The organism is Rouxiella sp. WC2420 (assembly GCF_041200025.1).
Classification (GTDB): domain Bacteria; phylum Pseudomonadota; class Gammaproteobacteria; order Enterobacterales; family Enterobacteriaceae; genus Rouxiella.
On sequence record NZ_CP165628.1, the window covers coordinates 1,251,016 to 1,275,732 of the forward strand.

At 49.1% G+C, this 24,717-nt stretch carries 22 protein-coding genes, 1 pseudogene and 1 riboswitch; of the genes and pseudogenes, 8 read left to right on the plus strand and 15 right to left on the minus strand.

What is annotated here, in order from left to right; translation table 11 throughout:
• Nucleotides 1-22: 22 nt before the first annotated feature.
• Nucleotides 23-1,102 (minus strand): LPS export ABC transporter permease LptG, encoded by a 1,080-nt coding sequence (lptG, locus tag AB3G37_RS05860; protein WP_009638118.1) that lies wholly within the window; start codon nucleotides 1,100-1,102, stop codon nucleotides 23-25.
• On the minus strand, nucleotides 1,099-2,169 hold the full coding sequence (gene lptF, locus AB3G37_RS05865) for an LPS export ABC transporter permease LptF (RefSeq protein WP_009638119.1): 1,071 nt from the start codon (nucleotides 2,167-2,169) through the stop codon (nucleotides 1,099-1,101). The genes lptG and lptF overlap by 4 nt, the downstream gene beginning before the upstream one ends.
• 565 nt (nucleotides 2,170-2,734) lie before the next feature.
• Here lptF and AB3G37_RS05870 point away from each other — a divergent pair.
• The 3 genes and pseudogenes from AB3G37_RS05870 (at nucleotide 2,735) to AB3G37_RS05880 (ending at nucleotide 5,570) form a co-directional block, all read left to right on the plus strand.
• A complete protein-coding gene (locus AB3G37_RS05870; protein WP_037379037.1) occupies nucleotides 2,735-4,072 on the plus strand; it encodes a lipopolysaccharide biosynthesis protein in 1,338 nt (445 codons plus the stop codon).
• The gene (locus tag AB3G37_RS05875; protein WP_369790011.1) at nucleotides 4,069-4,905 is read left to right on the plus strand and encodes a hypothetical protein; all 837 of its coding nucleotides are present in this window, start codon (nucleotides 4,069-4,071) and stop codon (nucleotides 4,903-4,905) included. Before AB3G37_RS05870 ends, AB3G37_RS05875 begins: the two co-directional genes overlap by 4 nt.
• Before the next feature lie 93 nt (nucleotides 4,906-4,998).
• Nucleotides 4,999-5,570 (plus strand): annotated as a pseudogene (locus tag AB3G37_RS05880) (YtfJ family protein).
• A 146-nt stretch (nucleotides 5,571-5,716) separates the two neighbouring features.
• Here the strand turns inward: AB3G37_RS05880 and AB3G37_RS05885 are convergent.
• From AB3G37_RS05885 to AB3G37_RS05900, 4 genes are read right to left on the minus strand one after another with little or no spacing between them, the layout of a single operon-like run.
• Nucleotides 5,717-6,889 (minus strand): aminotransferase class I/II-fold pyridoxal phosphate-dependent enzyme, encoded by a 1,173-nt coding sequence (locus tag AB3G37_RS05885; RefSeq protein WP_369790012.1) that lies wholly within the window; start codon nucleotides 6,887-6,889, stop codon nucleotides 5,717-5,719.
• Nucleotides 6,876-7,136, minus strand: coding sequence for an acyl carrier protein (locus AB3G37_RS05890; RefSeq protein WP_009638125.1), 261 nt, complete (start codon nucleotides 7,134-7,136; stop codon nucleotides 6,876-6,878). The genes AB3G37_RS05885 and AB3G37_RS05890 overlap by 14 nt, the downstream gene beginning before the upstream one ends.
• Before the next feature lie 31 nt (nucleotides 7,137-7,167).
• The gene (locus tag AB3G37_RS05895; RefSeq protein ID WP_369790013.1) at nucleotides 7,168-8,082 is read right to left on the minus strand and encodes an NAD-dependent epimerase/dehydratase family protein; all 915 of its coding nucleotides are present in this window, start codon (nucleotides 8,080-8,082) and stop codon (nucleotides 7,168-7,170) included.
• Nucleotides 8,079-9,824 carry a fatty acyl-AMP ligase gene (locus AB3G37_RS05900; RefSeq protein ID WP_237713110.1) on the minus strand — a complete coding sequence of 582 codons (1,746 nt, stop codon included), beginning with the start codon at nucleotides 9,822-9,824 and terminating at the stop codon, nucleotides 8,079-8,081. Before AB3G37_RS05900 ends, AB3G37_RS05895 begins: the two co-directional genes overlap by 4 nt.
• 862 nt (nucleotides 9,825-10,686) lie before the next feature.
• Between AB3G37_RS05900 and AB3G37_RS05905 the strand changes: the two genes are divergently transcribed.
• Both AB3G37_RS05905 and AB3G37_RS05910 read left to right on the plus strand, forming a co-directional pair.
• Nucleotides 10,687-11,811 (plus strand): hypothetical protein, encoded by a 1,125-nt coding sequence (locus AB3G37_RS05905; RefSeq protein ID WP_009638128.1) that lies wholly within the window; start codon nucleotides 10,687-10,689, stop codon nucleotides 11,809-11,811.
• 206 nt (nucleotides 11,812-12,017) lie between these two features.
• Nucleotides 12,018-12,377: a diacylglycerol kinase gene (locus tag AB3G37_RS05910; RefSeq protein WP_009638129.1), complete on the plus strand. Its 360-nt coding sequence runs from the start codon at nucleotides 12,018-12,020 to the stop codon at nucleotides 12,375-12,377.
• A gap of 74 nt (nucleotides 12,378-12,451) precedes the next feature.
• On the opposite strand, the gene AB3G37_RS05915 is transcribed toward AB3G37_RS05910, so the two are convergent.
• Together AB3G37_RS05915 and AB3G37_RS05920 are read right to left on the minus strand one after the other, a co-directional pair.
• Nucleotides 12,452-13,228, minus strand: coding sequence for a hypothetical protein (locus tag AB3G37_RS05915; RefSeq protein WP_369790014.1), 777 nt, complete (start codon nucleotides 13,226-13,228; stop codon nucleotides 12,452-12,454).
• 42 nt (nucleotides 13,229-13,270) lie between these two features.
• Nucleotides 13,271-13,984, minus strand: a complete 714-nt coding sequence (locus AB3G37_RS05920) for a hypothetical protein (RefSeq protein ID WP_009638131.1) — start codon at nucleotides 13,982-13,984, stop codon at nucleotides 13,271-13,273.
• 158 nt (nucleotides 13,985-14,142) lie between these two features.
• On the opposite strand from AB3G37_RS05920, the gene AB3G37_RS05925 reads away from it, so the two are divergent.
• The 3 genes from AB3G37_RS05925 to thiD all read left to right on the plus strand — a co-directional run bounded on the left by AB3G37_RS05925 (nucleotide 14,143) and on the right by thiD (nucleotide 16,673).
• Nucleotides 14,143-14,868 (plus strand): thymidylate kinase, encoded by a 726-nt coding sequence (locus AB3G37_RS05925; protein ID WP_369790902.1) that lies wholly within the window; start codon nucleotides 14,143-14,145, stop codon nucleotides 14,866-14,868.
• Between the two features lie 36 nt (nucleotides 14,869-14,904).
• Nucleotides 14,905-15,001, plus strand: a riboswitch (TPP riboswitch).
• A gap of 35 nt (nucleotides 15,002-15,036) precedes the next feature.
• Complete coding sequence (gene thiM, locus AB3G37_RS05930) at nucleotides 15,037-15,858, plus strand: hydroxyethylthiazole kinase (protein WP_369790015.1); 822 nt, start codon at nucleotides 15,037-15,039, stop codon at nucleotides 15,856-15,858.
• A complete protein-coding gene (gene thiD / locus AB3G37_RS05935) occupies nucleotides 15,855-16,673 on the plus strand; it encodes a bifunctional hydroxymethylpyrimidine kinase/phosphomethylpyrimidine kinase (protein ID WP_369790016.1) in 819 nt (272 codons plus the stop codon). Before thiM ends, thiD begins: the two co-directional genes overlap by 4 nt.
• Here the strand turns inward: thiD and AB3G37_RS05940 are convergent.
• The 7 genes from AB3G37_RS05940 to yegS all read right to left on the minus strand — a co-directional run bounded on the left by AB3G37_RS05940 (nucleotide 16,658) and on the right by yegS (nucleotide 24,696).
• The gene (locus tag AB3G37_RS05940) at nucleotides 16,658-17,542 is read right to left on the minus strand and encodes a hypothetical protein (RefSeq protein WP_369790017.1); all 885 of its coding nucleotides are present in this window, start codon (nucleotides 17,540-17,542) and stop codon (nucleotides 16,658-16,660) included. The genes thiD and AB3G37_RS05940 overlap by 16 nt on opposite strands.
• A gap of 104 nt (nucleotides 17,543-17,646) precedes the next feature.
• Nucleotides 17,647-18,333 (minus strand): GntR family transcriptional regulator, encoded by a 687-nt coding sequence (locus tag AB3G37_RS05945; RefSeq protein ID WP_009638136.1) that lies wholly within the window; start codon nucleotides 18,331-18,333, stop codon nucleotides 17,647-17,649.
• 125 nt (nucleotides 18,334-18,458) lie between these two features.
• Nucleotides 18,459-19,805, minus strand: coding sequence for an MFS transporter (locus AB3G37_RS05950; RefSeq protein WP_009638137.1), 1,347 nt, complete (start codon nucleotides 19,803-19,805; stop codon nucleotides 18,459-18,461).
• 62 nt (nucleotides 19,806-19,867) lie between these two features.
• Nucleotides 19,868-21,157 (minus strand): MFS transporter, encoded by a 1,290-nt coding sequence (locus AB3G37_RS05955; protein WP_369790018.1) that lies wholly within the window; start codon nucleotides 21,155-21,157, stop codon nucleotides 19,868-19,870.
• Nucleotides 21,158-21,316: 159 nt separating this feature from the next.
• Nucleotides 21,317-22,330: a Zn-dependent oxidoreductase gene (locus tag AB3G37_RS05960; protein WP_369790019.1), complete on the minus strand. Its 1,014-nt coding sequence runs from the start codon at nucleotides 22,328-22,330 to the stop codon at nucleotides 21,317-21,319.
• A 2-nt stretch (nucleotides 22,331-22,332) separates the two neighbouring features.
• Complete coding sequence (gene manD / locus AB3G37_RS05965) at nucleotides 22,333-23,547, minus strand: D-mannonate dehydratase ManD (protein ID WP_369790020.1); 1,215 nt, start codon at nucleotides 23,545-23,547, stop codon at nucleotides 22,333-22,335.
• 249 nt (nucleotides 23,548-23,796) lie between these two features.
• Entirely contained in the window at nucleotides 23,797-24,696 is a 900-nt protein-coding gene (gene yegS / locus AB3G37_RS05970) for a lipid kinase YegS (RefSeq protein WP_009638141.1), read from the minus strand.
• Nucleotides 24,697-24,717 lie beyond the last annotated feature (21 nt).

The window sequence follows — 24,717 nt, forward strand, 5'->3', positions numbered from 1 at the left end:
GCAGCCATACCGCGAACTTTGGTCAGTGATGTTTATCGAAGCGATACACCAGAGTTAGAGCAATGGCCAGCATTAACACCGGCGGGGCAAGGGTGGTGAGCTGGACATTGAGATTAAATAATAATCCCAGATTGACGATGATTTGATAACTGATATAGGTCAGTAACCCAATGATTACGCCGACAGCCAAACGGCTGCCCAAACCTGGAGCACGCGGATTGCTAAAGGTAAACGGCACAGTTAAAAGAATCATCGCCAGGATTAATATTGGCCTTCCCAGTTTTTGCCACAAGGCCAGCTTAAATTCGGTACTCGGCTGATTGGTATTCTGCAGATAGTTAATGTAATGGCTCAGCTGTTTAATGGAAAAACTGTCGCTGGGCATGCTGAGCTCTTTAAGGCTGGTATCCGTGAAGATAGATTGCCATTGCAAACTGTCTTTTATCGCCACAGTTTCCTGCCCGTTGACCCAGGTTTTTTGATTTACGCCATGCAGCTCCCACATTCCTTTATCCAGAACGGTAGCATTTTTGGCGTAAATATAAGACTCCAAAGAAAGGTCAGGCTTGTAGTTGAATATCTCGATTCCAATCGGTTGATTATTAACATCCAGCGCATTTACCGTGACAAATTCATCATTATGCCTTGCCCATAGCGCGTTGCCATTGTTGGAACTATTTTCCGCCTCGGCCATGGCCGTGTCTTTAATTTGCAGCGCATGCTGTTGCAGGGGAGAAGCAACCCATTCATCCAGCGCGCCCAGCCCCACGATCAAAATTAGCCCTGCAGTGAGTGCGACTTTGGCGATTCTAAAAATCGAGAATCCGGCAGTGCGCATCGCCGTCAATTCCATGCTTTTAGACAACTGCCCCAGCCCGACAATACCGCCAAGCAGTGCGACAAAAGGCCCCAGATCGATTAACCATCTAGGTACTCTCATTAATACTACCAGCAGCGCCTGACTCCAACGGTATCCGCCTGAGCTGACATCATCCAGCTCATTGATAAAATCGAAGGTGGTAAATAGCGGGATCAGCAATGCGGCCGCGGCTGCGAAACCGATAAATAAGTTCCGAATTATGTAACGACTGAAGATATTCATCGAGAAAGTTTCTGCAGTAACGAAGATTCACGAGCTATCAAAATCAATAACCCAATAAACATGATTATAGGAACTAACCATACGCCGGGGATAACAGGAAGGGTGTTATTGGCAACCAGCGTGCGGCAGATATTTCCACCGTAAAAAATGGCAGTAAATAACACCGCCAGCGGAAGTAGCTTCGCAAAACGGCCCTGTCGTGGTCTGGTACGGCTTAGAGAAACGGCCAGCATTGCCATTAAAATAGCCGTTACTCCACGGCTTTCTCGCCACTGAAGCTCTGCCTTGTCTGCGGGATCGGTTGAATGTGTCAATGCAGCCATCGAGGCCGACTTGCTCTTGTTATCGGCACTCTGGGCCATCGGCTTAAAGTGCAGATTAAAATTATTATAAATCTGTTGGCTGTCATCTTTCCCTTTATGGTCCAGATGGTAAGCCGTACCTGAATGCAGCATCACAGAAGGGTTGGTCGGTGAGGGATCAATGACGTTGACTGTTTGAGCCCTGAACAGATAAGTTTTGTCACCATTGGGGGCAAAAATCAGCGCGTCGGTCAGGTTATTTGAGGCTGAATCAATATGTCGAGCCAAAACCATGCGGCCATTGTCGTTAAGGTTAAATTTGTTGGCCTGCAAATGACTGACATCCAGTTCAGATTGCGACTGATCTCTTAACTCATAGATTTTTGCGTAGGCCCAGGGTCTGCCATACATCGAAAGTATTGTTACCAATATTCCTAATGGGATGGCAAGGTAAAGTATCGCTTTATAAAGTTTTAGCGGACTCGCCCCACCGGCAGAAATGGCCGTTATTTCAGAGTCGTGATAGAGCTGACCCAAAGCCACAGCAACCGAAACATAAAGGCCGACCGGCAATAGCATCTCTAATGCAATCAGCACCTTGAAAAAAACAATATAGAACACTGCTTCCAGGGCCAAGGTGCCATTGGCCGCATCAGTCAAATAGCGTTGGGCTGAATAACTAGCAAAAATGAAGATTAGAAAACCCACGATGATCATCACAAGCCGACGGGTCTCGCCCATGATGTAGCGCTCAATCAAGTGCATATATTACGAACATCCAACATATCTAAGATAGCGTATAGAGTATCTGTTAAATAACATATGATCACCCCCCTCGAGATGGAGAGTTGTGAAAGTATTTAACGGACTTGAGTGACTGGACAATCTGGCCAATACCGTTGCTGCCGGGCAGTTTTGGCCACATGCATGCTTTCAGTGAGCTTACCGGCTTTTCATACCAGGGAGACGCAGGCTGAATTCGGACCTTTTTTATTAATGCTGGTTTTTCGCGTACGTCGGCCACTAGTTTAGCGTTTCCTAAACGTGACGCTTGTCCAATAATGCTGGACAGTAGCAAAAGCCTTTAGGTTGGCCTGAATTTGATTTATCCTACCGCCCACTTGTAATGGGGGCTAATCGATTTTAGCTCAGATGTCGTTAAGAGAACACTGCCAGTTTTGGCTTTAATTCCATGGACATCCATGGAGCGAGGCGCGTCCAGGCTCATATCTTGGGTTTGTCGTGCCTGATATATACGTGGCAGGCAGTGCCCTGTCGGGTGATTAATATCCGAGTCTGGCTGAAGTGGCTAGTATGGCTGGTTTTAAACATGAAGCAATGGTTTTCAGATGGCGCTTTTCGCACCATCATACGTAACAGTGCCTATTTAGGCTCCGGCAATGTGGCGAGTGCCATACTCGGTTTAATTGCGCTTTCTTGCGCCGGCAAAGGCATGTCACCCGCAATGTTTGGGGTACTTATCGTTATTCAGGCCTACACCAAAGCGGTCAGCGATTTTATCAAGTTCCAGACTTGGCAATTCGTGGTCCAATTTGGCACACCGGCACTGGAAAGCAAAAACATTCAGCGTTTCCGTGATGTGGTCTCTTTTTCTTTCGGCCTGGATATTGCGAGCGGAGCCGTTGCAATTCTGGGGGGGATGGCATTGCTGCCGTTTCTTTCGCACTCTTTGGGACTCGACGCGGGCAGTTTTAAACTCGCGCTGCTTTACTGCACCTTAATTCCTTCCATGACATCGTCGACTCCTACCGGTATTTTGAGGGCGTTTGATCGTTTTGACTTAATTGCCATCCAGCAGGCCGTCAAGCCTTTACTGATTGCCATTGGTAGCGTGATTGCCTATTTCGGCAATTTTGGTTTCGAAGGCTTTGTTATCACCTGGTATGTCTCAAACCTGTTTGGCGGCACGCTATTTTGGTGGTTTGCAAGACGTGAACTGGCCCGCCGAGATATCCACAATGCGTTAAAACCGAGCCTGTTCAAGGCCGCGCGTAATATTGAAGGCTCCTGGAACTTTGTCTGGGCAACTAACATTTCGCATTCTATCTGGGCTGCCCGTAACTCATGCAGCACGGTATTAGTCGGTATTATTCTTGGCCCGGCAGCGGCTGGTCTGTTCAAAATTGCGATGACTTTCTTTGATGCGGCCGGAGCACCAGCCAAGTTACTGGAAAAAAGCTTCTATCCTGAAATTATGCGTCTCGATCCGCGCACTAAAAGGCCTTGGATACTGGGACTGCGCTCGGCAGTATTAGCCGGTGGTGTCGGTATTTTAGTCGCCGTATTGGTGATTAGCGTAGGCAAGCCATTAATTTCGGTGGTGTTTGGGCATAAATATCTCGAAGCCTATAGTTTGATTCAAATTATGCTGACCGCGATTATTGTATCAATGGTGGGCTTCCCGCAGGAAGCATTGCTGTTGATGGCCGGTAAGCAGAAAGCTTATTTGACGGCGCAGATCGTCGCATCAGTTTCATATATCGTACTGCTCGTTGGACTGTCTCACGCTTTTGGCGTGGAAGGTTCGGCATGGGGCTACTTTGGGGGGCAATGTTTAGACGTGCTATTGTCTCTCATCCCGACTTTATGGGTTTACCGTCACCGCTATTCACTGGGCTTTAGCGCCCCCGTAGAGACTACTAAATGACAAGCAGTAAGAAGTGGAAAAAGTTTTCACCAGAAACGTTGCAACTATTATTTACTGCGGTAGATGAAGATGACATCGTCAATCAAGATGCCACCCTGCCGGAAGTTATTGATTTTAATTGTACCCAGGAAAATATTAACGATAACTATGCATTGTGCCTGCAGTTTTGGGAGGACGGTTTTGACCGCCCGGAGCTACTGGGGCTGGTGCGTAAGCTAGCCAGAGGCAACGGATTCACCGAGGCAGAACGGATGCAGTACAAATATATCCGTGCTCGCTACAAGCATCTGCGCTTCGCCCAGCGGTTGTACAGCAAAAGTCATATGTCTAGCTCGATGTTCCGCCAGACCACTGTTTTTCTTGGACATTTTCAGGATGCTTTCCGCAACCGCAACAAGAAAAATATCTCGCGTTACAGTATGATCCTGTATATGTATCTGAGCTTTCCGTGCTGGAAGCTGGTGCATTATGGGCTGCGTCATCCTGAACTGGATACGGTTAGTGGCTTTATTGCCGACCGCCAGCAGCAAATCCTTACGCTGCGCCAGCTGATTGCCAAGCCATTGCTGACGGGGACCGAATTCCACGATGTGCGCAAGATTATTAGCCAGCAAGTATCGTATTACGACACGCTGAGATCTATCGATCCAGGCAATCTGGATGCCTACAAAATCTCCCGATTCTTGTCTAATATTAATGGATTAATGGGCGATCGGCATGATGTGATGGTGGCAGACAAACTCTCGGGACGTAGGCCTTATGAGGAGCCGGCGCTGTTAGATGACAACATCCGACAACCGTTGGAGCTGCTTCTCGAACGTTGCCCGGTATAAGTTTGAAAGTCGATTAAAGAGCCGGGGGATTTTTTCCCCTGCTTTTAGCGTTAAGAAGACTAGATAGTCGGAACACCTGCAAAAGGAAATATTATGACTTTACGTAGATTACTGACCGTTTCACTTTTCCTGTTACCTATGATGGCATCAGCCAATGACTTGGTTGACGGCCAACGAGTCCCACCGTTAAAAATTGCCGACATGGGTGAGTTAATACTCGGCAGCAATGACGATATCAGTTATAAAAGTTGGGATAGCTCGCAGTTTGACGGAAAAGTTCGTATCGTTCAGTACATCGCTGGGCGCAGCTCGGCTAAAAAAAAAATTCACTCCTGATTAAAGCCGTTGAGGCTGCCAATCTTCCTACCGATCGTTTTCAACCCACCACTATCGTCAACTCTGGCGACGCCGTTTTAGGCACCGGTATTTTCGTTCGCGGTAAAATCGAAAAAAATAAACGACATTATCCCTGGGCGCAATTTATCATCGACAGCAATGGCCTTGGCCTTAAAACCTGGCAGCTGGATGAGGATACTTCTGTTTTTGTACTGGATAAAGACGGGCGCGTTCAGTGGTCAAAAGATGGGGCTCTTAGCCCGAAAGAAGTGGTGCAGGTGATTACGCTGCTGCATAAACTGCTAAATGACAGCAAGTCTGGTACCTGATAAAGAATGAAAATTCTGCCGACTCTCGAGGTTTTGCTGCAAAAAGCATAATGCGAAGATGCGGGGAATATCTGGAAGGCATGCTGCTCATTGTGAATCAATGAGCAGCATGAAGAATACTTTTATCGCTGTTACTTTTCAGGTCATTACTTTTTCAGGTCAGCAAAAGCCTGAATGATGGTATCGATCTCTTCATCACTGTGTGCTGCATTGACACTGCAACGCAGCAGTGTGATGCCTGCCGGTGCTGCGGGTGGCAATACCAAATTCACATAGACGCCGTTGGCGATCAGGTCACGCCACAGGCGCAGACCGTCTTCTTTTGAGCCGATCATCACTGGGACTACCGGGCTGATGCGCGGACCCAATTCATAGCCAAGTGCCGCAAGACCTTTATAAAGGCGATTCGCATTGCTCCAGAGCTTGTCACGCAAGCCTGGGTTCTCCTTGATGCTTTTCAGGGATGAACGCACAGAAGCGATGCTTGCGGGAGAGGGTGAGGCGGTAAAGATGTAAGGACGGCTGCTGTAGCGCAACACTTCCATATCTTCGCCACCCACTGCAAAGCCGCCAATAGAAGCCAGGCTTTTGCTGAAAGTGCCGAGAATGATATCGACGTCTTTCTCAACGCCAAGCTCTTCAGCCAGACCGCGACCGGTTGCGCCCATCACGCCAAAGGAGTGCGCTTCATCAACCAGCAAATAGCCACCGAGGCGACGTTTGATGTCAACGATTTCGACCAAAGGAGCGACGTCACCGAGCATGCTGTAGATGCCTTCAACAATGATGATTACGTCTTTGGCACGTTCGCCCAGGCGCACCATGCGGCGCTCTAAATCTTTGGCGTCGTTGTGACGAAAGCGAATAATTTGCGCGCCACCCAAAGCACAGGCGTCATAGATGCTTGCGTGGGAGTCTTCGTCAATCAATACCACGGCGTCAGGGCCAGCCAGCGTGCTGATAACACCCAGGTTAGCCGTGTAGCCGGTAGAAAATACGATGGCAGTAGGGCGGTCGAAATATTCTGATAACTCTTGCTCTAACGCAAGGTGCGAACCGTAGCTACCGTTAGCCATACGCGATCCGGTAGTACCCGTGCCCTGGGCATCCAATGCAGCTTTGCTGTCGGCAATAGCTTGTTCATTGAAGGTCATGCCCAGATAGTTATTGGTGCCGGCCAGAACGATTTTCTTATCGCCAATGCGCCCTTGTGTTGCCGAGTAAATCTCATCAATACAAGTGCCAAACGGATTCAGACCTGAGTCCTGAAACTGTTTACGCTCGCCTACCAGGCGGGCAAATTTATCATAAAGACCCATTGGTGCTCTCCAGATGTGGCATCAGCGCGTCCAGCAGCTGTTCAGGAGTTCTGACGTTAAGTAAGATATTGATAGGAATCGAAATATCCAGCTTGTCTTCTAACATCATCAGCAGGCTCATCACCTTTATGGACTCTAGGCCAAGATCATTGACGAGATCACTTTCAGGCTTTATCTCTGGATTGCCTGAGACCATACCCTGTAAGCACTCCAGAATATAGTCCATCAAAACTTCACGATTTAGCATAGAAACTCTTACATACCTTTAGTCAAGATAATCAATATAGTCCATCACGCAGCGCGCGCTCTAAACTAATCTTGGGAAACCAATTAATAGATTCGGAAAGGCCAGTGTTGCTTGCTGACCAGTCCTGATGGGTTAATTCGCGGATTTTGCTGTGGGTTAGCATCGGTTCTTTTCTTGCTAACCGGCTTAAAAGCATGCTGATATCGGCGAGGCCTTTAAGCAAAGGTAAAGGAATTCCGATTACGCGTACTTTACCCTTACGCACCGCTGCGCCTATTTCTTGCAGGCGCGTCCAATTATAACCACCAGAGACGCCGTCGCATAGTTCATAAGATTGATTATGTGATTGTTCGACTGTTAACCATTGGCCAACAGCTTCGGCGAGATCGCTCACGTGAATAAACGAGAGTTGAGCGTCAGGGGAACCGAGGCGGGGGAGAATGCCGCGCAAGAGCCAGCTAAATAGCGGTTTTAGCTCTTTGTCGCCGGGTCCATAAACAGCCGTTGGACGGAAAATACCCAGGGAGATGTCAGAGGAAATGGCCATAAGTTGCTGTTCGGCAACATGTTTTGAGTTGGCGTACCAGGAAAGCTCGGGGTGGCGTGCAGCAAGAGAGGACATGAACAGAAAACGCTTACAGCTGCCGCTTTCTTTTGCAGCCTGCATCAGGCGAAGGCTGCCTGTTACGTTGCAATCAGTAAAGGTTTGCTCAGTACTACCGCGCACCATGCCCGCTAAATGCACGACATCTTCAGCGCCGTTAACCAGCGCCGAGAGAGAATCCTTATCTTCCAGAGAACCATGAACCCAAACCAGATTAGGGGTTGCAGATGTTCGTGGTTTTCTGGTTAAAGCTCGCACGATATAACCGCGCGAGAGAAGATCCTCAACGATGTGCTTGCCGATAAACCCGGTCACACCTGTTACTGCGACCGTTTTTGTCATTGAGCATAGCCTGCTAATCGAAGGTCCGGAGCGCCGATTAGCTCAGTAAGATAACGTTTCTTGGCTTCGGCACGGGCTGGCTTCCCGGAAGAGGTACGCGGGATGCTGTGCGGTGGCAGCAGAACGATATCAACAGCGACGCTGAATTCACTCTGAATACGAGAGGTCAGTGAGTGAATGATTTGCTCACGACGCTCTTCAGAGCTAACGCGGCACTGGATCTGCAAAATAATCTTCGCGCCTTCATCGTGTTCCTGAGTGGTCACAAAAGCGATGGCGTCTCCAGAGCGAATCTCTGGCTCTGATTCTGCAACGTATTCAATATCCTGCGGCCAGATATTACGCCCGCGAATAATGATCAGATCCTTTTTACGACCCGTGACGTACAGATTGCCGTCGAGCAGATAGCCCAAATCACCAGTATCCATCCATCCCTGTGCCTGAATTTGCTGCTGCGAAGCATCGTCGCGGAAATATCCGCTCATCAGGCTCGGCCCGGAAATACAGATATGTCCCACTTCGCGCTCTGGCAATGGAGAGCCAGATTCGCTGCGGATCTCGATATTGTGACCAGGAAGCGCCTTGCCGCAGTTTACAAAGGTGACTGTTGCACGAGTATTTTTAGTCGGTGCAACCGCTTTACCTTTGTACTCTAAAATATCACGGTCGATTTCATTGGCTTTCGGGCCAGTGGTGTCATCAAAGAAGCTAACTGCCAGCGTGTTCTCTGCGAGGCCGTAGCATGGCATAAAGGCCTTGCTGCTGAACTTGACTTGACCAAAATGTTCACTGAATTGATTCAGCAATTCTGACGGGATAGGTTCTGCACCCACACCGGCTACACGCCAGCTGGAAAGATCCAGTTCAGCCAATTCTTTCTCATTGCTGCGACGCAGGCAGATATCGTAACCAAACGGCGGAGCTACCGACACAGTGCCACGGTTTTTGGTGATCAGTTTCAGCCATTGCATTGGGCGCATTGCAAAATCTTGGGTACGCAGATAATCCACAGACAGCTGGGTTGCCATTGGAGTCAGCACAAAACCAACCAGGCCCATGTCGTGATAGAACGGCAACCAGGAGACGCAACGATCGCCTGCGCGTAATTTGATTCCGTCGTGGCTAATAACTTTCAGGTTAGCCATGGCAGACCCTTGAGTAATTATTACGCCACGAGGGAAGCGCGTGCTGCCAGAGGTATATTGCAAATACGCAATATTGTCCGGAGAGGGCTTTTGCAATTCAATTTCTTTCTCTGGCAAGGCATTAAAATCTGCATTGCTGAGGATATGAATAGGGGAAGAATCCTCACTGCGAGCAGTACTAATTAGCGGCAACCATTCATCACTGCTAATAATTGCAGCAGGCTTGCAGCTCTTTAATAAGCCCTGGAGTTTTTCAATATATGTAGCGCTTTGCCCAATACCCATTGGAATGGCCAGCGGCACGGCAACCAGGCCGGCATATTGGCAGGCAAAGAAGGCTTCTACGAATCCAACACTCGTTTCTGCAATGAGCGCAACACGGTCACCTTTATTAAGGTTCAGTGATAACAGACGTCTTGCACCGGTAATCGCGCGTTCTTTAAGCGTGCGATATTCTAGCGCGGCAACGAGCTGATTGCGTCGATCGTAGAAATTCATCCCAGTATTTCCCAGGGCTGCGTAATCTAAAGCATCCACTAAGGTTGGGAAATCTGCGTAGCGCATGGGAAGAGCGTGGGTAGAGCTTGTTGGGGACATATACAACGCTTCCATATATTTAAAACACCTGATAATACATGTAACTTTTCGTGTAAGAGATATGGTTTTTGAAACAATTTGTATGGAATCGTGATTGATTTATCATTCTATGTCCCAAATTATTCAAAACCATAGATAAAAATGAGTTGCTGACAGTTCCTGTCGAGATCACTAATGTGACTGCATCTATAGGTCCTTGAGAAGATGCAAATTGCGCCAGCACCATTGCTGCATTGAGCGGGTACTTTCAGATAAACATAGTTCAGCTTAAAAATTTGCACGAAAAATTTCTTCATGGCTCTATTTCGAGACTGAGTTTTGGCGCTGAAAACCTGATTAACCCCAACGTGGATGTCAGTAAACGCATGGATTCAGCCATGGAAACCGCCGTTGGTGATTAGACGAATAATTAAGACTATATCGAATTTAAAGATTGTTCTATTCTTATTGTGTGGTTTCAAGGGGTCAGGATAGAAAAGTTCCATTCTTTACATCGATAGAGCATTAAGTGCTAAACGATAGTAATGCTTTTCTAGTTAATGTCACTAAGATATTTATTGTTTTTAGTGTTTCCAATTGGCGCGCCAAGCGTCCCCCATTCGTGCTTCGCATAATAATGCTAAGCATAATATGCCTAACGTGCAGATATGCGTGTTCGGCATTATGCCCCTTTTTAGTTGCCTTTATGGGCGCGAGACCAATTATAACAGGGATTCAATTTGGGCCATGCCTGTCTAAAAAATAATTATTTTTTGCCGGTAGACGGGTGGGTAAATGTTAAGCATCAATAGATCCCAGACTGGATAATATTGGCTGGTTTATTGTGTGTTTTTATAGCAAATTCTGAGATTTAGTGGTGATTATGATTCGTATCGAAAAAGTCATTGATAAGCGTGAGTTAAAGCAATTTATTGTTTTTCCTTCGACTCTATTCCAAGACGATCCTAACTGGATTGATCCGCTTAATTTAGAGCGTGAGGAGCATCTTTCCAAGAAAAATCCTGGTACTGAACATATCGAATGGCAGGCATGGATCGCTAAAAAAGACGATAAAGTTGTGGGTCGTATCACTGCGCAAATTGACAGCTTACACCGCGAACTTTATGGCCAGGATACTGGCCATTTTGGAATGATTGACGCTATTGATGACCCTGAAGTATTTAGTGCGTTATTTGCTGCGGCGGAAGATTGGTTAAAGTCAAAAGGCGCGACAAAGATTACCGGACCTTTTAGTCTGAATATCAATCAGGAAAGCGGCCTGCTTATCGATGGCTTCGATACTCCACCTTCTGCAATGATGACTCACGGCAAACCTTATTACGGCGACCGTGTAGAGCAGCAGGGATATACTCAAGGTATAGATTTGCTGGCTTATTGGATGAAGCGTACTGACCTGCATTTCACTCCATCATTAAACAAGTTGATGGCGAACGTGCGTAAAAAAGTCACTGTTCGTCAGGTCAACCGCAAGAACTTTAGCCAGGAAATGCAGGTCTTGCGCGATATCTTTAACTCCGGATGGCAGAACAACTGGGGCTTTGTGCCGTTTACCGAGCATGAGTTTTCTACCATGGGTGATCAGCTAAAATATCTGGTGCCTGACGACCTGATTTATATCGCAGAGATTGACGCCGTTCCTGTCGCCTTTATTGTAGGTTTGCCAAATATCAATGAGGCAATTACCGGCCTTAAAGGTAGTTTATTACCTTTCGGCTGGGCGAAGCTGTTATGGCGCCTGAAAGTGAGTGGTACACGTACCGCTCGAGTGCCATTGATGGGCGTTCGTCAGGAGCATCACTTCAGCCGAATGGGGCCGATTATCGCGCTGCTGTTAATTGAAGCGTTACATGACCCGTTTGAGCGCCGCAAAATTGAAGCGTTAGAAATGTCCTGGATCCTTGAGACTAATACCGGCATGCGCACCATTCTTGAAAAAATTGGCGCTGTCCCGTATAAACGCTACCGCCTGTACGAGAAACAACTCTAAACCATACCTGCAGGGTAGCGGTCATAAACTTACTGTGTGAGTCTATTGGAAAGTGGCTTTGACTAATTACAAGTCAAGGCCACATAATGTATGGCCGATGGTCGGTTTAAGTACTATGTTTAAGAACACAAAAAAATTAGAATATCAAAACTGCTTATTAGTTGAGAAACTATTGGTCATTTTGGTTGTTACAAGAGCAAATATTGATGGCATTGGAAAAGAAGACTGGAATCAAGCGATTAACAACCAGTATAAAAAATTCTCTGGATGGTCTTGTTGATGCTTTGTTAACAGAAAATGCATTTCGTGAGCTGTTTATTATTAGCTCGGCATTTGTGGTTATTGCGCTATTTTTAGACGTCACCAAGATGGAGCGGCTGATCTTAATTTCCAGCTGTTTCTTTTTGCTGGTCGTTGAGTTGCTTAATACGGCTATCGAAACTGTGGTAGACCGCATTTCATTCGAGCTTCACCCTTTATCCAAGCGAGCAAAAGATATCGGCGGCGCGGCGCAGTTAGTCGCCATAGTCATGACGATAATAATTTGGTTAACGATTTTACTTTAATACACGATGCATAAATAATTTATGCACGAAAAAATGGCACTCAACGCGGATTAAGTGCCATTTAGAAAGGAAGTTTAAGCAGGCTGGTTTGGTTGATTACTTGCAACTTGTTGCGCGCGCTGTGAATCGACAGCCACAGCAGTCACTGCATTCATCGCTTTTTCCAACACTTCTTTATATGGCGCTCTGGAGTCCAAATCTAGAATTTTGGTCCCGTTGTAATTGAGCTTAACCATAATCTCGATTTTGTCCTGTAACTCTTGATAGCTGTGGTCAGGTTTACGAGAAAAAGCAGTATCTGCATCGATATCAAGACGAATGATTAATTCAGGACGGCACTTGGCCATCTCTTGATATAGCTTGCGCTCCCTTTTTGCCAGGCGAGTCATAAACCAGCCCGTCACCCTTTCCACGCCAATGCCAGGCCCATCATAGTGAAAACCTGAAATCTCGTCCTGCGGGTAACGATCGCCAATCACCAACACACCACTCTCTGCCAAAAGCTTTGCTTTATGCAAATTGCCCTTACGCCAGAATGAAAGCGCGTACATAATCAATGCCGCATAGAGTGCTGGAGCTTTACTGCTCATGCTCTGAGTTTTGGCGGATTTTGTTGCCAAGCGACGTTCCAGCCAGACACCAATAATTGGCAGGCGCTTGATTTTATCGCCATCTTCGCCGGAAATTGTGCCTAAATAACGACGCTCAGTTTTAAATTGCTGTTGCAGGTTTTTTACCAGGTCTGCAGTCAGCGTAGACTTTCCGGTGCCGTCACAGCCTACTACCGCAATAAATCCAGGAATATAGGCCGGTGACTTTTCGCTTTCAGTGTTTAATCTATCTGTTTGCATTTACTTTAGTATTAAAAGGTAATCACCAGCCTGAACTCGTGACTACGTAAGAGAGGATTGAATCGCAATTAACGATTCATCGAGGATCTTACTTGCGGGCTCTCGACCATCCAAGTCCAGGATCTTCGCACCATTAAAAGTAAGACCAGGTATAACCCTAATCTTGTCACGCAATGCTTCAAGCTTGTGATCGGGCTTGCGTGAATGTGCCGTTTGTTCATCGATATCAAGTCGAATCAATAACAGAGGCGGATAAGAGGCCATCCATTGATACAGTTCTTGCTCACGCTTTCTTAGAGCGCAGACCCAGGCATTACCCCCCATGACTTTAGGAAGCTGCGGGCCATCAAAACGGAAACCGGCAACTTCGGCCTGAGGATAGCGATCGGTAACCAGCAAAAGACCCTGTTTACTCTTCTTCAACATCTTACGGAACTTGTAAGCTCGCCAGCAGGAAAGTGAGTAGATCACCAGCGCGGTTACATTACCTGGAGGAGCAGAAGGGCGGTCGTTAACTTTTTCAGACTTCTTTAGCAAATAACGGCCAAAAGGAGCACCAATAATCGGAAGTTCGCTAATCCATTCACCGATACGTCCTGAGGACTGACCAAGGTAAAGTGATTCCGTTGGGTATTGCGAAGAAAGTTGGCTTACCAAGCTGGCTGCTAAAGTCGATTTACCTGAACCATCACAACCTGTTATCGCTATCACTCGCACAGGGGGATGATTAGCAATGGCTCTAATCTGTTGACTCACATCAAAAACCTAATTTTTTAAAAAAACTATTCTATGCTAATCGACCGGCCCTTCAAAATATTTTTTCCCCTTGCTATTAGCTATAAGAGCTACCTTCAGCGACATCCTTGTTTACCAATGGTATATTATTGGGAGTATATTCTGGAGAGATTATTTTTATGCACTCTAAGCTTCCACCGCTAATATCGGTGATTGGCAGCGATGGTTCTGGTAAATCCACTGTCTGTGAACATCTTATTACCTGCGTTGAAAAATATGGCCCGGCTGAAATGGTTCACCTGGGAAAACAGGCGGGTAATGTCGAACGCGTCGTTGTCAAGTTTCCCTTCATGGGACGTTTTCTTAAAAAGTCGATTGCGAATAATAAAGTCAAGGTTGATAAGGCCGCGCCAGGCCCGTTGGCTGCTTCGGTAATCATGATTTTTGTTATACGTCGACTATTGCGCTTTCGTCGTATGCTGGCGTTACGCCAGCAGGGTAACATCATATTATCTGACCGTTTTCCACAAGTTGAAATTCCAAGCGCCTTTGATGGTCCTACCATTCCTGAAAAGATAAAGGGTAATCGTTTTGTACAGTGGATTGCCCAGCGTGAATGGAAAGCTTTTGAATGGATGACTCAGCAGAAGCCTGACCTGGTCATCAAACTTAATGTTGACCTTGATGTTGCCTGTGCGCGCAAGCCGGATCATAGCCGCAACTCGCTGGCTAAAAAAATTGCAGTCGTTCCTTTACTGAACTTTGTTGGTTCAGAAGTTATAAATATCGATGCTAATTTGCCGCTTGCAGAAGTGATTTCTACTGCTGAATTAGCGGTATCAAAATTCATGGAAGCCCATGGATATAGTTATGTTGGCGAAGGTCATACCGTCGCTGCTCCATAATTATCAAGTACTGCATAATTATTTAGTACTATAAGCATTAATGACTCGGGGTGCCCTTCTTCGTGAAGGCTGAGAAATACCCGTATTACCTGATCTGGATAATGCCAGCGTAGGGAAGTCGTGGTATCTCCACCCGGTACCCCTTCTTGAACGCCGGTGGGGAAATTTATGACCACTCGACCTTCAGCCTTTCCCGGTGAAAAAGCCGCGGATGCCTTAAACCAGCTTCGTCAGGCCTCGCCTTTGGTACATTGCATGACCAATGACGTGGTGCAGTCGATAACGGCCAATGTGCTTTTAGCCCTCGGTGCTTCACCTGCGATGGTGATTGACTCCCGCGAGGCCGCGCAGTTCAGCGCAATCTCCAGCGCCCTGCTGGTAAACGTCGGCACCTTGACCGACTCTCGCGCCCAATCCATGCTAGCCGCCATCCACGCCGCCAATAATGCGGGTAAACCATGGGTGCTTGATCCCGTAGCGGTCGGCGCACTCAGCTGGCGCTCAGAGTTTTGTCAGGAAATTATCAGACTCCGTCCTGCGGCAATCCGGGGTAATGCTTCTGAAATCATGGCCCTCAGCGGGCTGGCAGCTTCTGGTCGTGGCGTCGACAGTGCCGATACTTCATTAGCCGCATTACCCGCAGCGCAAAGCCTGGCTCTGCAGATCGGAGCGATAGTCGCGGTAACAGGTGAAATCGATTATATCTGCTACGGCGAAAATACCTGCGCGGTTTCTGGTGGCGACGCGTTGATGACGAAGGTTGTTGGTACCGGCTGTGCGCTATCGGCGGTAGTTGCGGCCTTTGTTTCTCTTCCGGGCGACAGGTTATCCAATGTTGCGGCGGCCTGTCGGGTGATGTCCTGTGCAGGAGAAATCGCCAGCCAGGAGGCCAAAGGACCCGGCAGCTTCCAGCCAGCTTTCCTTGACGCGCTTTATTCCCTCGACGCCAAACGGCTCACTGCTAAAAATTTCAGGGTAGGTGAGCTATGAGTCAGCGCATCAATGCATTAACCATTGCGGGTACCGATCCTAGCGGTGGAGCAGGGATTCAGGCAGATTTGAAAACCTTTTCGGCGTTGGAGGCCTACGGCACCAGTGTTATCACCGCGTTAGTGGCGCAAAATACCCGTGGTGTGCAGTCGGTTTATAACATTGAACCTGGCTTTGTTGGCGCGCAGCTCGATTCAGTATTAAGCGACGTGCGCATCGACAGCGCCAAAATTGGCATGCTGGCCAATACTGCGGTGGTGGAAGTCGTGGCGGAACGTTTGCGCTATTATCGCATGCTGGAAAAAGCCCCGGTCTTTGTGGTGTTGGATACGGTAATGCTGGCGAAAAGTGGCGACCCGCTGCTGACGCCTGATGCCGTTGAAGCGCTGCGCAAATGGCTGCTGCCGCAGGTTTCGCTGATTACGCCTAATCTTCCTGAAGCTGCTGCGCTGCTGGATTGTGAAATGGCCACCACCGAGCAAGAAATGTGCCGTCAGGGTGAAGCGCTGCTGGAGCTGGGCTGTGAAGCGGTATTAATGAAAGGTGGGCATTTAAGCGATAATGAAAGTCCAGACTGGCTAATGACCGCTCACTATCACCAACGGTTTACCGCACCGCGCGTAGCAACCCGTCATACTCATGGCACCGGTTGTACCTTGAGCGCTGCGCTTGCCGCGCTCAGACCTAGAAATGCCAACTGGATTGACACTGTCAGCGCCGCGAAAGCATATCTGCAACAGGCGCTACAGCAGGCGGATTCACTTGAGGTCGGTGAAGGTATTGGCCCGGTACATCATTTTCATCGTTGGTGGTAAGACTTTTGCTCAAGGACGCCTAGGGCACCTTCGGCGCGTTCAAACATCTGCATCGCGTCGTATAAGTGTTGCGCGTCAAACGGGTTGAGCGGGTAGAACTTTTCCTGTTTGCCCGGCCTGAGCGAAAGCCGCAGGCGGGTAGGGCCAGTGTCTTTCTTGAAGATCTCGAAAAGATAGCTGGCCACCTCCTGCGTTTGCGTATTTTGCCATGACAGCTGCAATGCAGCCGCACCGTCGCCGCGACGGGCAATAAACAGGCCCCTATGCCACAACCCTTCAAAATCTCCCTCTTTTTGCAGCCTGCTGTGAGTGAAAAAATGGCTCTGACAAAGTTTTAAGATCCTTTCTGGCGAGACGTTTTTCTGCAACGCATTCCACAAAGGTTGGCCGTTTTCTCGCTGCCAGCAGGCTAAACCAAGATAGTCATTCAGCTCGCGCCAATCCGCCTCCAGCTGTTGTTTTAATTCTTCTTCCTGAATATTATCAAACTGTTGCAGGCTATCTTGCTGGCTGCCCAAGCGATTGTAAGTAATCACTTTCATGGTCCGTGGACGGCGGCGGAAAGTCACCCAGAGCAAGGGTTTAGGAATGCGGAACATCACCGATTGCACGCTAAGGCGATATTTATTGGCGCGGGTGAAGACCAGACCATCGGCGCTGCCTCGGTTGTTTTGGTAACGGCGAATCAGCACCACGGAATTAAGTGCCATCCAGCCTGTGACATAGTGCTCTTCATCACTGCTGGCGCTATCAAGGTCGCGGGCTATCTGGCTGATTTTTTCTTCATCAAGATCTGATAAAGCCAGGGTATTCTGAGCGTTGTAATAAAGTTTTTGCAGCGGTGAGGCTAAAGCATCGATCGCGGTCATAGCACGTTACCAGCCTGAGAAACATGGTTTACAGCTTACTCCAGGCTGTCATACAGGTTGCGATGAACTGCAAAAATCGTGGCGCAGATCGCACTCTTTTACGCTTATTCCACCTCAAACCATTCGCTGTTCTGCTCGGCAATGGGGGTTATCGAGAAGATCATTTCCTGCAAATGGGCTCGCAAAGCCTGCTCGGCTGCATCGGGATTTCTTGCCTGCAAGGCGGCGTAAATATTGTAGTGCTGCGCGATCAGATTCTCTGGCGGCGAGACCTTGCTAAGCGAGAAGAAGCGCACTCGGTCCATGGTGGCCTTGATATTCTCGATGGTTTCCCAGGCCAGTCGGCAGTCGATAATTTGCGCAATCAGACGGTGAAACTCGTCGTCGAGCTGCAAAAATTCCTGTGCCTGATTGCTCTTGGCCGCCAGCTCTTGTCGCTGAAGATTGTGTGCGAGCAGTGATAAATCCTGTTCGGTTACCACGCTGGCCGCGCGGCGGATGACTGCTGTTTCCAGCGCTTCGCGGATAAAACGGCCATCGGCCACGCGTTTGGCGGAGATTTTCATCACAAAAGTACCGCGCTGTGGCAGCACCTGTACCAGTCCGGCTTCCGCCAGCTTGATAAAAGCTTCACGAACCGGCTGCCGTGAGACATTGAATCGTGCTGAAATTTCCTTTTCCGAAAGAAATGCACCCGGCGCTATCACACAGGCGACAATGTCCTGTCGCAAAGTGCGATAAATTTGCTGATTTACCGGTACATTACCGCTCAATTCATAAGATTCTGTCATAGCGAAGGGCGCGATTTGAATGGGTGATAACTCCATAATAGCATGAGTTTCCAACAGGTTTTGCAATCGATATTGGCCTTGAATGTGTGGTTCGGGCGCCGGTAAATTCCATTGCCCGTCCAGTTTCAGCGTTTTTCACCCCAGCTATGATATTCACTGCCGCGCACGCCGGGAGCGGTTTCCGGCATCATCATCAGTCCAATAATCGAGATGACCCCCAGCACCATCATGTAAATCGCCAGCCCGTGGTAATCGCCGCCGGTGACTTGCAGAATTTTGACCGCCAAAAGCCCGAGCACGCCACTGCCGATAAGTGAGCCAATCTGCCAGATAAGCGCGATGCCGCTGCAGCGGATGCGAGTGGGAAACAGCTCTGGAAAATACGATGCTTGCGGCGCGTAGCACATACTGTGGCCAAAGGTCAGCGCCAGAATCATCGCGATTTGCGTCATCCAGAATGTGTCCTGCCTGAGCACCAGAAAGAACGGAATAATGCCAATCACCAGTAATACCGCGCCCGCCATGTAGACCGGTTTTCTGCCGATACGGTCCGAGAGTTTACCCATCAATGGGATAGAAAATATTTCGAGGATCACGGCCACAATCATCGCATCCAGCAAAATACTGGCGCTGAGATGATTGGCTTTGCCGAAGGCCAGCACGATCACCGTGAACATTGCAAAAGCACAGGCCTCGATCAGTTTGGCGCAGACCCCTTTAATAATAATGCCCGGATAGAGGCGAATGACTTCGACCACCGGCCGGGATTCCACCGCTTTGGTTTGACGGATCTCGGCAAATACCGGCGATTCATCAATTCTAAGGCGGATGAACAGCCCGACGATTACCAGTAATAGGCTGATAAGGAAAGGAATTCTCCATCCCCAGGCTAGCATTTGTTCGGGGCTAAGCTGAGAATTGAGCACGGCAAACAGCGCCGAGGGCAGCAGGAAGCCTAGCGGCGCGCCAATTTGCACCCAGCTGGCGAAGAAGCCACGGCGTTCGGGGCGCGAATATTCTGCGGTCATCAAAACCGCTCCAGCCTGCTCACCGCCGACCCCAAAGCCTTGCAGTACGCGGATCAGTATCAGCAGCACGGGTGCCCAAAAGCCGATTTTTTCATAGGTCGGCAGCAGCCCGATGCAGAAGGTGCCAAGACCGACAATCAGAATAGTGATCACCAAGGCTTTTTTACGCCCGACTTTGTCGCCGATATGCCCGAATACGATCCCGCCCAGCGGGCGCGCCAGAAATCCCACAGCGTAGGTGGCAAAAGCTGCCAACGTACTGACTAACGGATCGGTACTGGGGAAAAATAGCTGACCGAAAAAAAGTACCGCGGCAGTGCCATAGGCGAAAAAGTCATAATATTCAGCGGCAGTACCGATTGCCGATGCCCCAGCGACGCGTTTCAAAATCGAGCGCTCTTGTTGGGTCATGGCGGCAGGTGCAGAAGTTGAAACCTGTGTCATTGTAGGGTGCTCCAGGTATAACTAATTTGGGTTTACCCCGGCACAAAGGCCGGGGCAGGGCTTTAAGAGTGGGAAATATGCGTTTGAGGTTGATGTTTCGGCGGCTTGATGACAAAGAACACCAGAACTGCTCCAACGGCTGCCACGCCACCGGCGAGAATAAAAGCACTGTCAAAATGACCGGTATTTTGCACAATAAAACCCGTCGCAATCGGACCGATAATCCCTGAAATACTGCCGACCAGATGAATAAAGCCGCTGGCGCTGCCAACCTTCGATTTATGCACCACGTCTTGAATGATCGCCCAATAAATGGCGCCGGTGGTATAGAGGAAGAAGATTGAAATCGACATGAGCAATACGGCGGGAACCACGCTGGTGACCACACCTGCCAGCGCGACGCAAACCGCCGCCGCCAGCAGACTGACGACTAACACAATTTTTCGCGACAGCAGTAAACGCCCGGTAATATTGAATATTTTATCGGAAATGATGCCGCCCAGTGCCAACCCAAAGAAGCCGACAATCCAGGGGATAACTGTCGTCAGGCTCATTTCTTTGATATTTAGACCGTGGGCCTGTACCAGATAAGCGGGGAACCAGCTCAGGAAAAAGAACAGAATATAGTTGTAGCAAAAGAAAGCGAAAGCGGTGACCAGAATAATCGGCTGGCGCAGATAATAACCCAGCTTGTGTGCCGACTGGGTCAGGTCTTCTTCCTCATTAATCTTCTCGGTTTTCAGCTGATTAACCCGCTGGCGTTCACTTTCGGTCACACGTTTACTGGTTTCTGGATTATCCGCCGCGGTGAAGAACCACAGCACCATCCAGACGATGCCGATAGCCGCGATAATCATAAATGCCGGACGCCAGCCCAGGGAAATGGCCAGATAACCCACGATTGGCCCTGCCACCGCGCCGCCTAAAGGTGATCCTGCACTGAGCAAGCCCATGGCAGTTGCCGCCTGTTTTTTCGGGAACCAGCCGTTAATCATTTTATTCGCCGAGGCGCAGATCGGGCCTTCAGCCATGCCGAATAATACCCGCAGGATCAGCATCGAATAAAAACCGGTGGCGATGGCGGTCATGCCGCAGAATATTGACCACAGTGCTACGGCTAGCCCCATGACCAACGTCGGACCAAATTTATCGATCGCCAAACCGCCGATAAAGTTAAATATTGCGTATCCGAAGAAGAAGCTGCCGAATATCATCCCAAACTGCTCAGGATTAATAGTCAGTTCTTTTTCAATCATCGGAACAGTAATCGAAAGCGCAACGCGATCGAGATAATTTATCATGTAGACCAGACACAGCAGGAGTACAATTATCCAGCGTAGATTCTTAAACATGAGCAGCTCCACTTGGTGTTATTTTAATAGTGATGCATGAGGTTGTAGGGTAATTAAATAATGGTGGTGTTGACGTATTAATACAGCTTTGAGTAATTCGGCTAATTATTTAGATTTCATTTATAGCCGCCAGCGAAATGCCAGGCGGCGAAATAAAATTTAGAATTTCAATAACACTTTGCAGCAGGCGCGCTGATCTTTTTCAAATAAGGTCATGGCAGCTTCGACCTCAGCGCCTGGCATACAGTGGGTGATTAATTTTTCAGGGTTTATTTTTCCCTGTGCCATCCATTCAATTACCTGCGGGAATCGATGGCTGTTCAGCCGTGAAGAGAATAGCGATATTTCCTTGCTGGTGATGCTTTGCTGGCTGATGCTGCTGGCCTCGCCGGAAAAACCCATCATGCCGATGCGTGCCGCAGGTGACGCCACGTTTATCGCCTCTTGCACAATCGACGGATGACAGGCTGCATCAATGACCAGCGTCGGATGAATATTTTCCGCCGCCAGCTGCTCTGCTACCGAGTTGTGCTGGTTATTTAAAGCCCGGTCAGCGCCGTTATCACGCGCCATTTGCAGCCGCTCCTCGATACGATCGGTGACAATAACCTTCTGTACGCCATACACCCCTTTCAGCACCTGAATCACCGTCAGACCCATTGGCCCCGCGCCATACACCAGCGCGGTATCCTGCGCAGCGGGTTTTAAAAATGCAGTGATATTGGCGGCGATAGTAAAGGGTTCAACCATGCTGGCGAGTTGATCTGGAATGCTGTCTGGCACCACGTACGCATTGGCTGCCGGAGCCACCGCGTAGTCACTGAATCCGCCGTCGCGATGCACGCCAATCACCTGTAATTTGCTGCAAACGTTTGGGCGACCTATCGAACACGGGTAGCAGTTTCCACAGCTGACGACCGGGTCAATCACCACGCGTTCGCCGATACGAGCCGGGTCTACGCCATCACCGACACAGTCGATATGGCCGAAAAATTCGTGGCCGATCACCCGTGGATACTTGGCGAACGGATTTTGCCCGTGATAGATGTGTACGTCCGAGCCGCAAATACCGGCATAGCTGACTTTAATGCGGACTTCACCGGCGGCTGGTTGTAGCTGCGGACGCGTCTCGATAACCAGTTTACCGGGTTGCTGAATAACGATGCTTTTCATGATCACCAGCTCCACAGTGTGCCGTCTTCAAGACGGGCAACCGGCAGATAGGCAGGCTCGTAGGGATATTTCGCTGCCAGTTTCTCGTCGAACTCGATACCAAGGCCCGGTTTTTCACCCGGATGCATATAGCCGTTATCAAAGGTCCAGTTATGCGGGAAGACCTCGAGCATTTGCTCGGAGTAACCCATATATTCCTGCACGCCAAAGTTCGGTACCCACAGGTCGAAATGCAGCGCAGCCGCCATGCACACAGGAGACAGGTCAGAAGGGCCGTGCGAGCCGGTGCGTACCTGATAAAGCGAGGCAAAATCGGCAATGCGGCGCATGCCGGTAATTCCTCCCGCGTGGGTAATGGTGGTGCGGATATAGTCTATTAACTGCTCTTCAATCAGCTGCTTACAGTCCCAGATACTGTTAAAGACTTCTCCGACGGCGATAGGCGTCACGGTGTGTTGGCGGATCAGGCGAAAACATTCCTGATTCTCGGCCGGGGTCGGGTCTTCCATCCAGAACAGGCGATAATCCTCGACGCTTTTGCCAAAACGTGCAGCCTCAATTGGCGTCAGGCGGTGATGCATGTCGTGCAGAACGTGCTCGTTAAAACCAAATTTATCGCGCACAGCTGCAAACAATTTCGGGGTGAAATCGAGATATTTTTCCGTGGACCACAGCTGCTCTTCCGGCCAGTGGCCTTTGGTGGCCGGTTCATAGGCCTGACCTTTACCCTTGGTCACGCCGTAACTGGTTTTCATTCCCGGAACGCCACACTGCACGCGGATAGCCTTGAAGCCTTGCTCTTTATGGCGGGCGTAGTCTTCCAGCACTTCATCGACCGAATGGCCGGTGGTGTGGCAATAAACCATGACACCGGTGCGAGAAGCGCCGCCAAGCAATTGATAAAGCGGCATGTTGGCGGCCTTACCTTTGATATCCCACAGTGCCATGTCCACCGCCGAGATGGCTGACATGGTGACTGGCCCACGCCGCCAATAAGCTCCTTTGTAGAAAAATTGCCAGATATCTTCAATCTGATGGGCATCGCGACCAACAAGCTGCGGGCAAACATGGTCTTTCAGATAAGAGGCCACCGGCAGTTCGCGGCCATTGAGCGTGGCATCGCCCAGCCCGGTTAGCCCTTCGTCAGTGGTAATTTTCAAGGTGACAAAGTTGCGACCCGGGCAGGTAATAAAGACTTCGGCTTTCACTATTTTCATTAGATGAGACCTTTTGCACATAGACGGCATTAAGCATTGCTGAAAAATACGCCCTTATCTAACTACCATACAAGTATGCAGATCAATATTTGCGGGGAGAGATCACAGTTTGTTGCTCAAATGTTATGCAGGAAACAGGGTTGGCGCAGGCAACGCGTCATTGCCCGAGCTATGCGGATAGAGAGAGTATTAACGCCGGAAGAATATCGGGAAGAGCTTGATAAAGGTGAAAGCAAAAACTGCCGGGAATTACCCCAGCAGCGCGCAGTGGGGAGGCAGGCGGCATTGCAGGGCGTTTGGCACCACGTCGATACGAAAATGCTTGCCGGTTAACGGTTCACCGTCGAGGTTGAAGGTCATTTCATGAGGGGCGTTAATTTCAAGCCAGGGCGTTGAAGTCGATAAAATGTTTTTATTCTCCTCTCCATCAAGCAGGCTGCGCAGAAATGAAGGTAATAGTTCTTCCGAGGTCAGCAAACGTAACTGGAGCAGGCCATCATTAATCAAGGCATCCGGGCAAATCTCCTGGCCGCCACCGGCCTGACGCCCATTGCCGATACCAATCACCAGCGCATCGCCTTGCCAGGCAAACTCTGGGCCAATGATTTCACAGCTGTCGGCTTTCAACGTGTCCATTCTTAATAACCCATGGATAAAATATGAAACGCCGCCGAGGGCTGATTTTAATTTTTCAGGAGTCTCGGTAGTAATACGGGTACCAAATCCACCGGTGGCCATATTGATGAAATAGCGTTCGTCATTGACACAGGCTAAATCGATATCTGCCGCGCGACCGTGTATGGCTAGCGTCAAAGCCTGATCTACTGCTAATGGGATACCGCAGCTGGTGGCAAAGTCATTGGCCGTGCCGAGTGGGACAATGCCCAGCGCTGGAAGGGGGCCGGAAGCCTGTTTGAATAATGCTGTCGCAACTTCATTTATTGTGCCGTCGCCCCCGCCGGCTATTACGGTTTCAACGCCGAGTTCGATGGCTTCGGCGACGTATCTGGCAGCATCGCCGTGTTCCCAGGTAACACGCACGGCTAGATTTAAGCCTGAAGATCGCATGCTGGTTACGGCTTCGCGCAGTGCTGCATTGCCAGCGCCTTTTCCATTAATAATCAGCAATGCCTGAGTTTCTTCTTTCATTGCACCCTCCATGTTTACCAT

Excerpts from the sequence above, each read along its gene's own strand:
- lptG (WP_009638118.1), bottom strand. The coding sequence starts at position 1,102 with ATGAATATCTTCAGTCGTTACATAATTCGGAACTTATTTATCGGTTTC.
- lptF (WP_009638119.1), bottom strand. The coding sequence starts at position 2,169 with ATGCACTTGATTGAGCGCTACATCATGGGCGAGACCCGTCGGCTTGTG.
- AB3G37_RS05870 (WP_037379037.1), top strand. The coding sequence starts at position 2,735 with ATGAAGCAATGGTTTTCAGATGGCGCTTTTCGCACCATCATACGTAAC.
- AB3G37_RS05875 (WP_369790011.1), top strand. The coding sequence starts at position 4,069 with ATGACAAGCAGTAAGAAGTGGAAAAAGTTTTCACCAGAAACGTTGCAA.
- AB3G37_RS05885 (WP_369790012.1), bottom strand. The coding sequence starts at position 6,889 with ATGGGTCTTTATGATAAATTTGCCCGCCTGGTAGGCGAGCGTAAACAG.
- AB3G37_RS05890 (WP_009638125.1), bottom strand. The coding sequence starts at position 7,136 with ATGCTAAATCGTGAAGTTTTGATGGACTATATTCTGGAGTGCTTACAG.
- AB3G37_RS05895 (WP_369790013.1), bottom strand. The coding sequence starts at position 8,082 with ATGACAAAAACGGTCGCAGTAACAGGTGTGACCGGGTTTATCGGCAAG.
- AB3G37_RS05900 (WP_237713110.1), bottom strand. The coding sequence starts at position 9,824 with ATGTCCCCAACAAGCTCTACCCACGCTCTTCCCATGCGCTACGCAGAT.
- AB3G37_RS05905 (WP_009638128.1), top strand. The coding sequence starts at position 10,687 with ATGATTCGTATCGAAAAAGTCATTGATAAGCGTGAGTTAAAGCAATTT.
- AB3G37_RS05910 (WP_009638129.1), top strand. The coding sequence starts at position 12,018 with ATGGCATTGGAAAAGAAGACTGGAATCAAGCGATTAACAACCAGTATA.
- AB3G37_RS05915 (WP_369790014.1), bottom strand. The coding sequence starts at position 13,228 with ATGCAAACAGATAGATTAAACACTGAAAGCGAAAAGTCACCGGCCTAT.
- AB3G37_RS05925 (WP_369790902.1), top strand. The coding sequence starts at position 14,143 with ATGCACTCTAAGCTTCCACCGCTAATATCGGTGATTGGCAGCGATGGT.
- thiM (WP_369790015.1), top strand. The coding sequence starts at position 15,037 with ATGACCACTCGACCTTCAGCCTTTCCCGGTGAAAAAGCCGCGGATGCC.
- thiD (WP_369790016.1), top strand. The coding sequence starts at position 15,855 with ATGAGTCAGCGCATCAATGCATTAACCATTGCGGGTACCGATCCTAGC.
- AB3G37_RS05940 (WP_369790017.1), bottom strand. The coding sequence starts at position 17,542 with ATGACCGCGATCGATGCTTTAGCCTCACCGCTGCAAAAACTTTATTAC.
- AB3G37_RS05945 (WP_009638136.1), bottom strand. The coding sequence starts at position 18,333 with ATGACAGAATCTTATGAATTGAGCGGTAATGTACCGGTAAATCAGCAA.
- AB3G37_RS05950 (WP_009638137.1), bottom strand. The coding sequence starts at position 19,805 with ATGACACAGGTTTCAACTTCTGCACCTGCCGCCATGACCCAACAAGAG.
- AB3G37_RS05955 (WP_369790018.1), bottom strand. The coding sequence starts at position 21,157 with ATGTTTAAGAATCTACGCTGGATAATTGTACTCCTGCTGTGTCTGGTC.
- AB3G37_RS05960 (WP_369790019.1), bottom strand. The coding sequence starts at position 22,330 with ATGAAAAGCATCGTTATTCAGCAACCCGGTAAACTGGTTATCGAGACG.
- manD (WP_369790020.1), bottom strand. The coding sequence starts at position 23,547 with ATGAAAATAGTGAAAGCCGAAGTCTTTATTACCTGCCCGGGTCGCAAC.
- yegS (WP_009638141.1), bottom strand. The coding sequence starts at position 24,696 with ATGAAAGAAGAAACTCAGGCATTGCTGATTATTAATGGAAAAGGCGCT.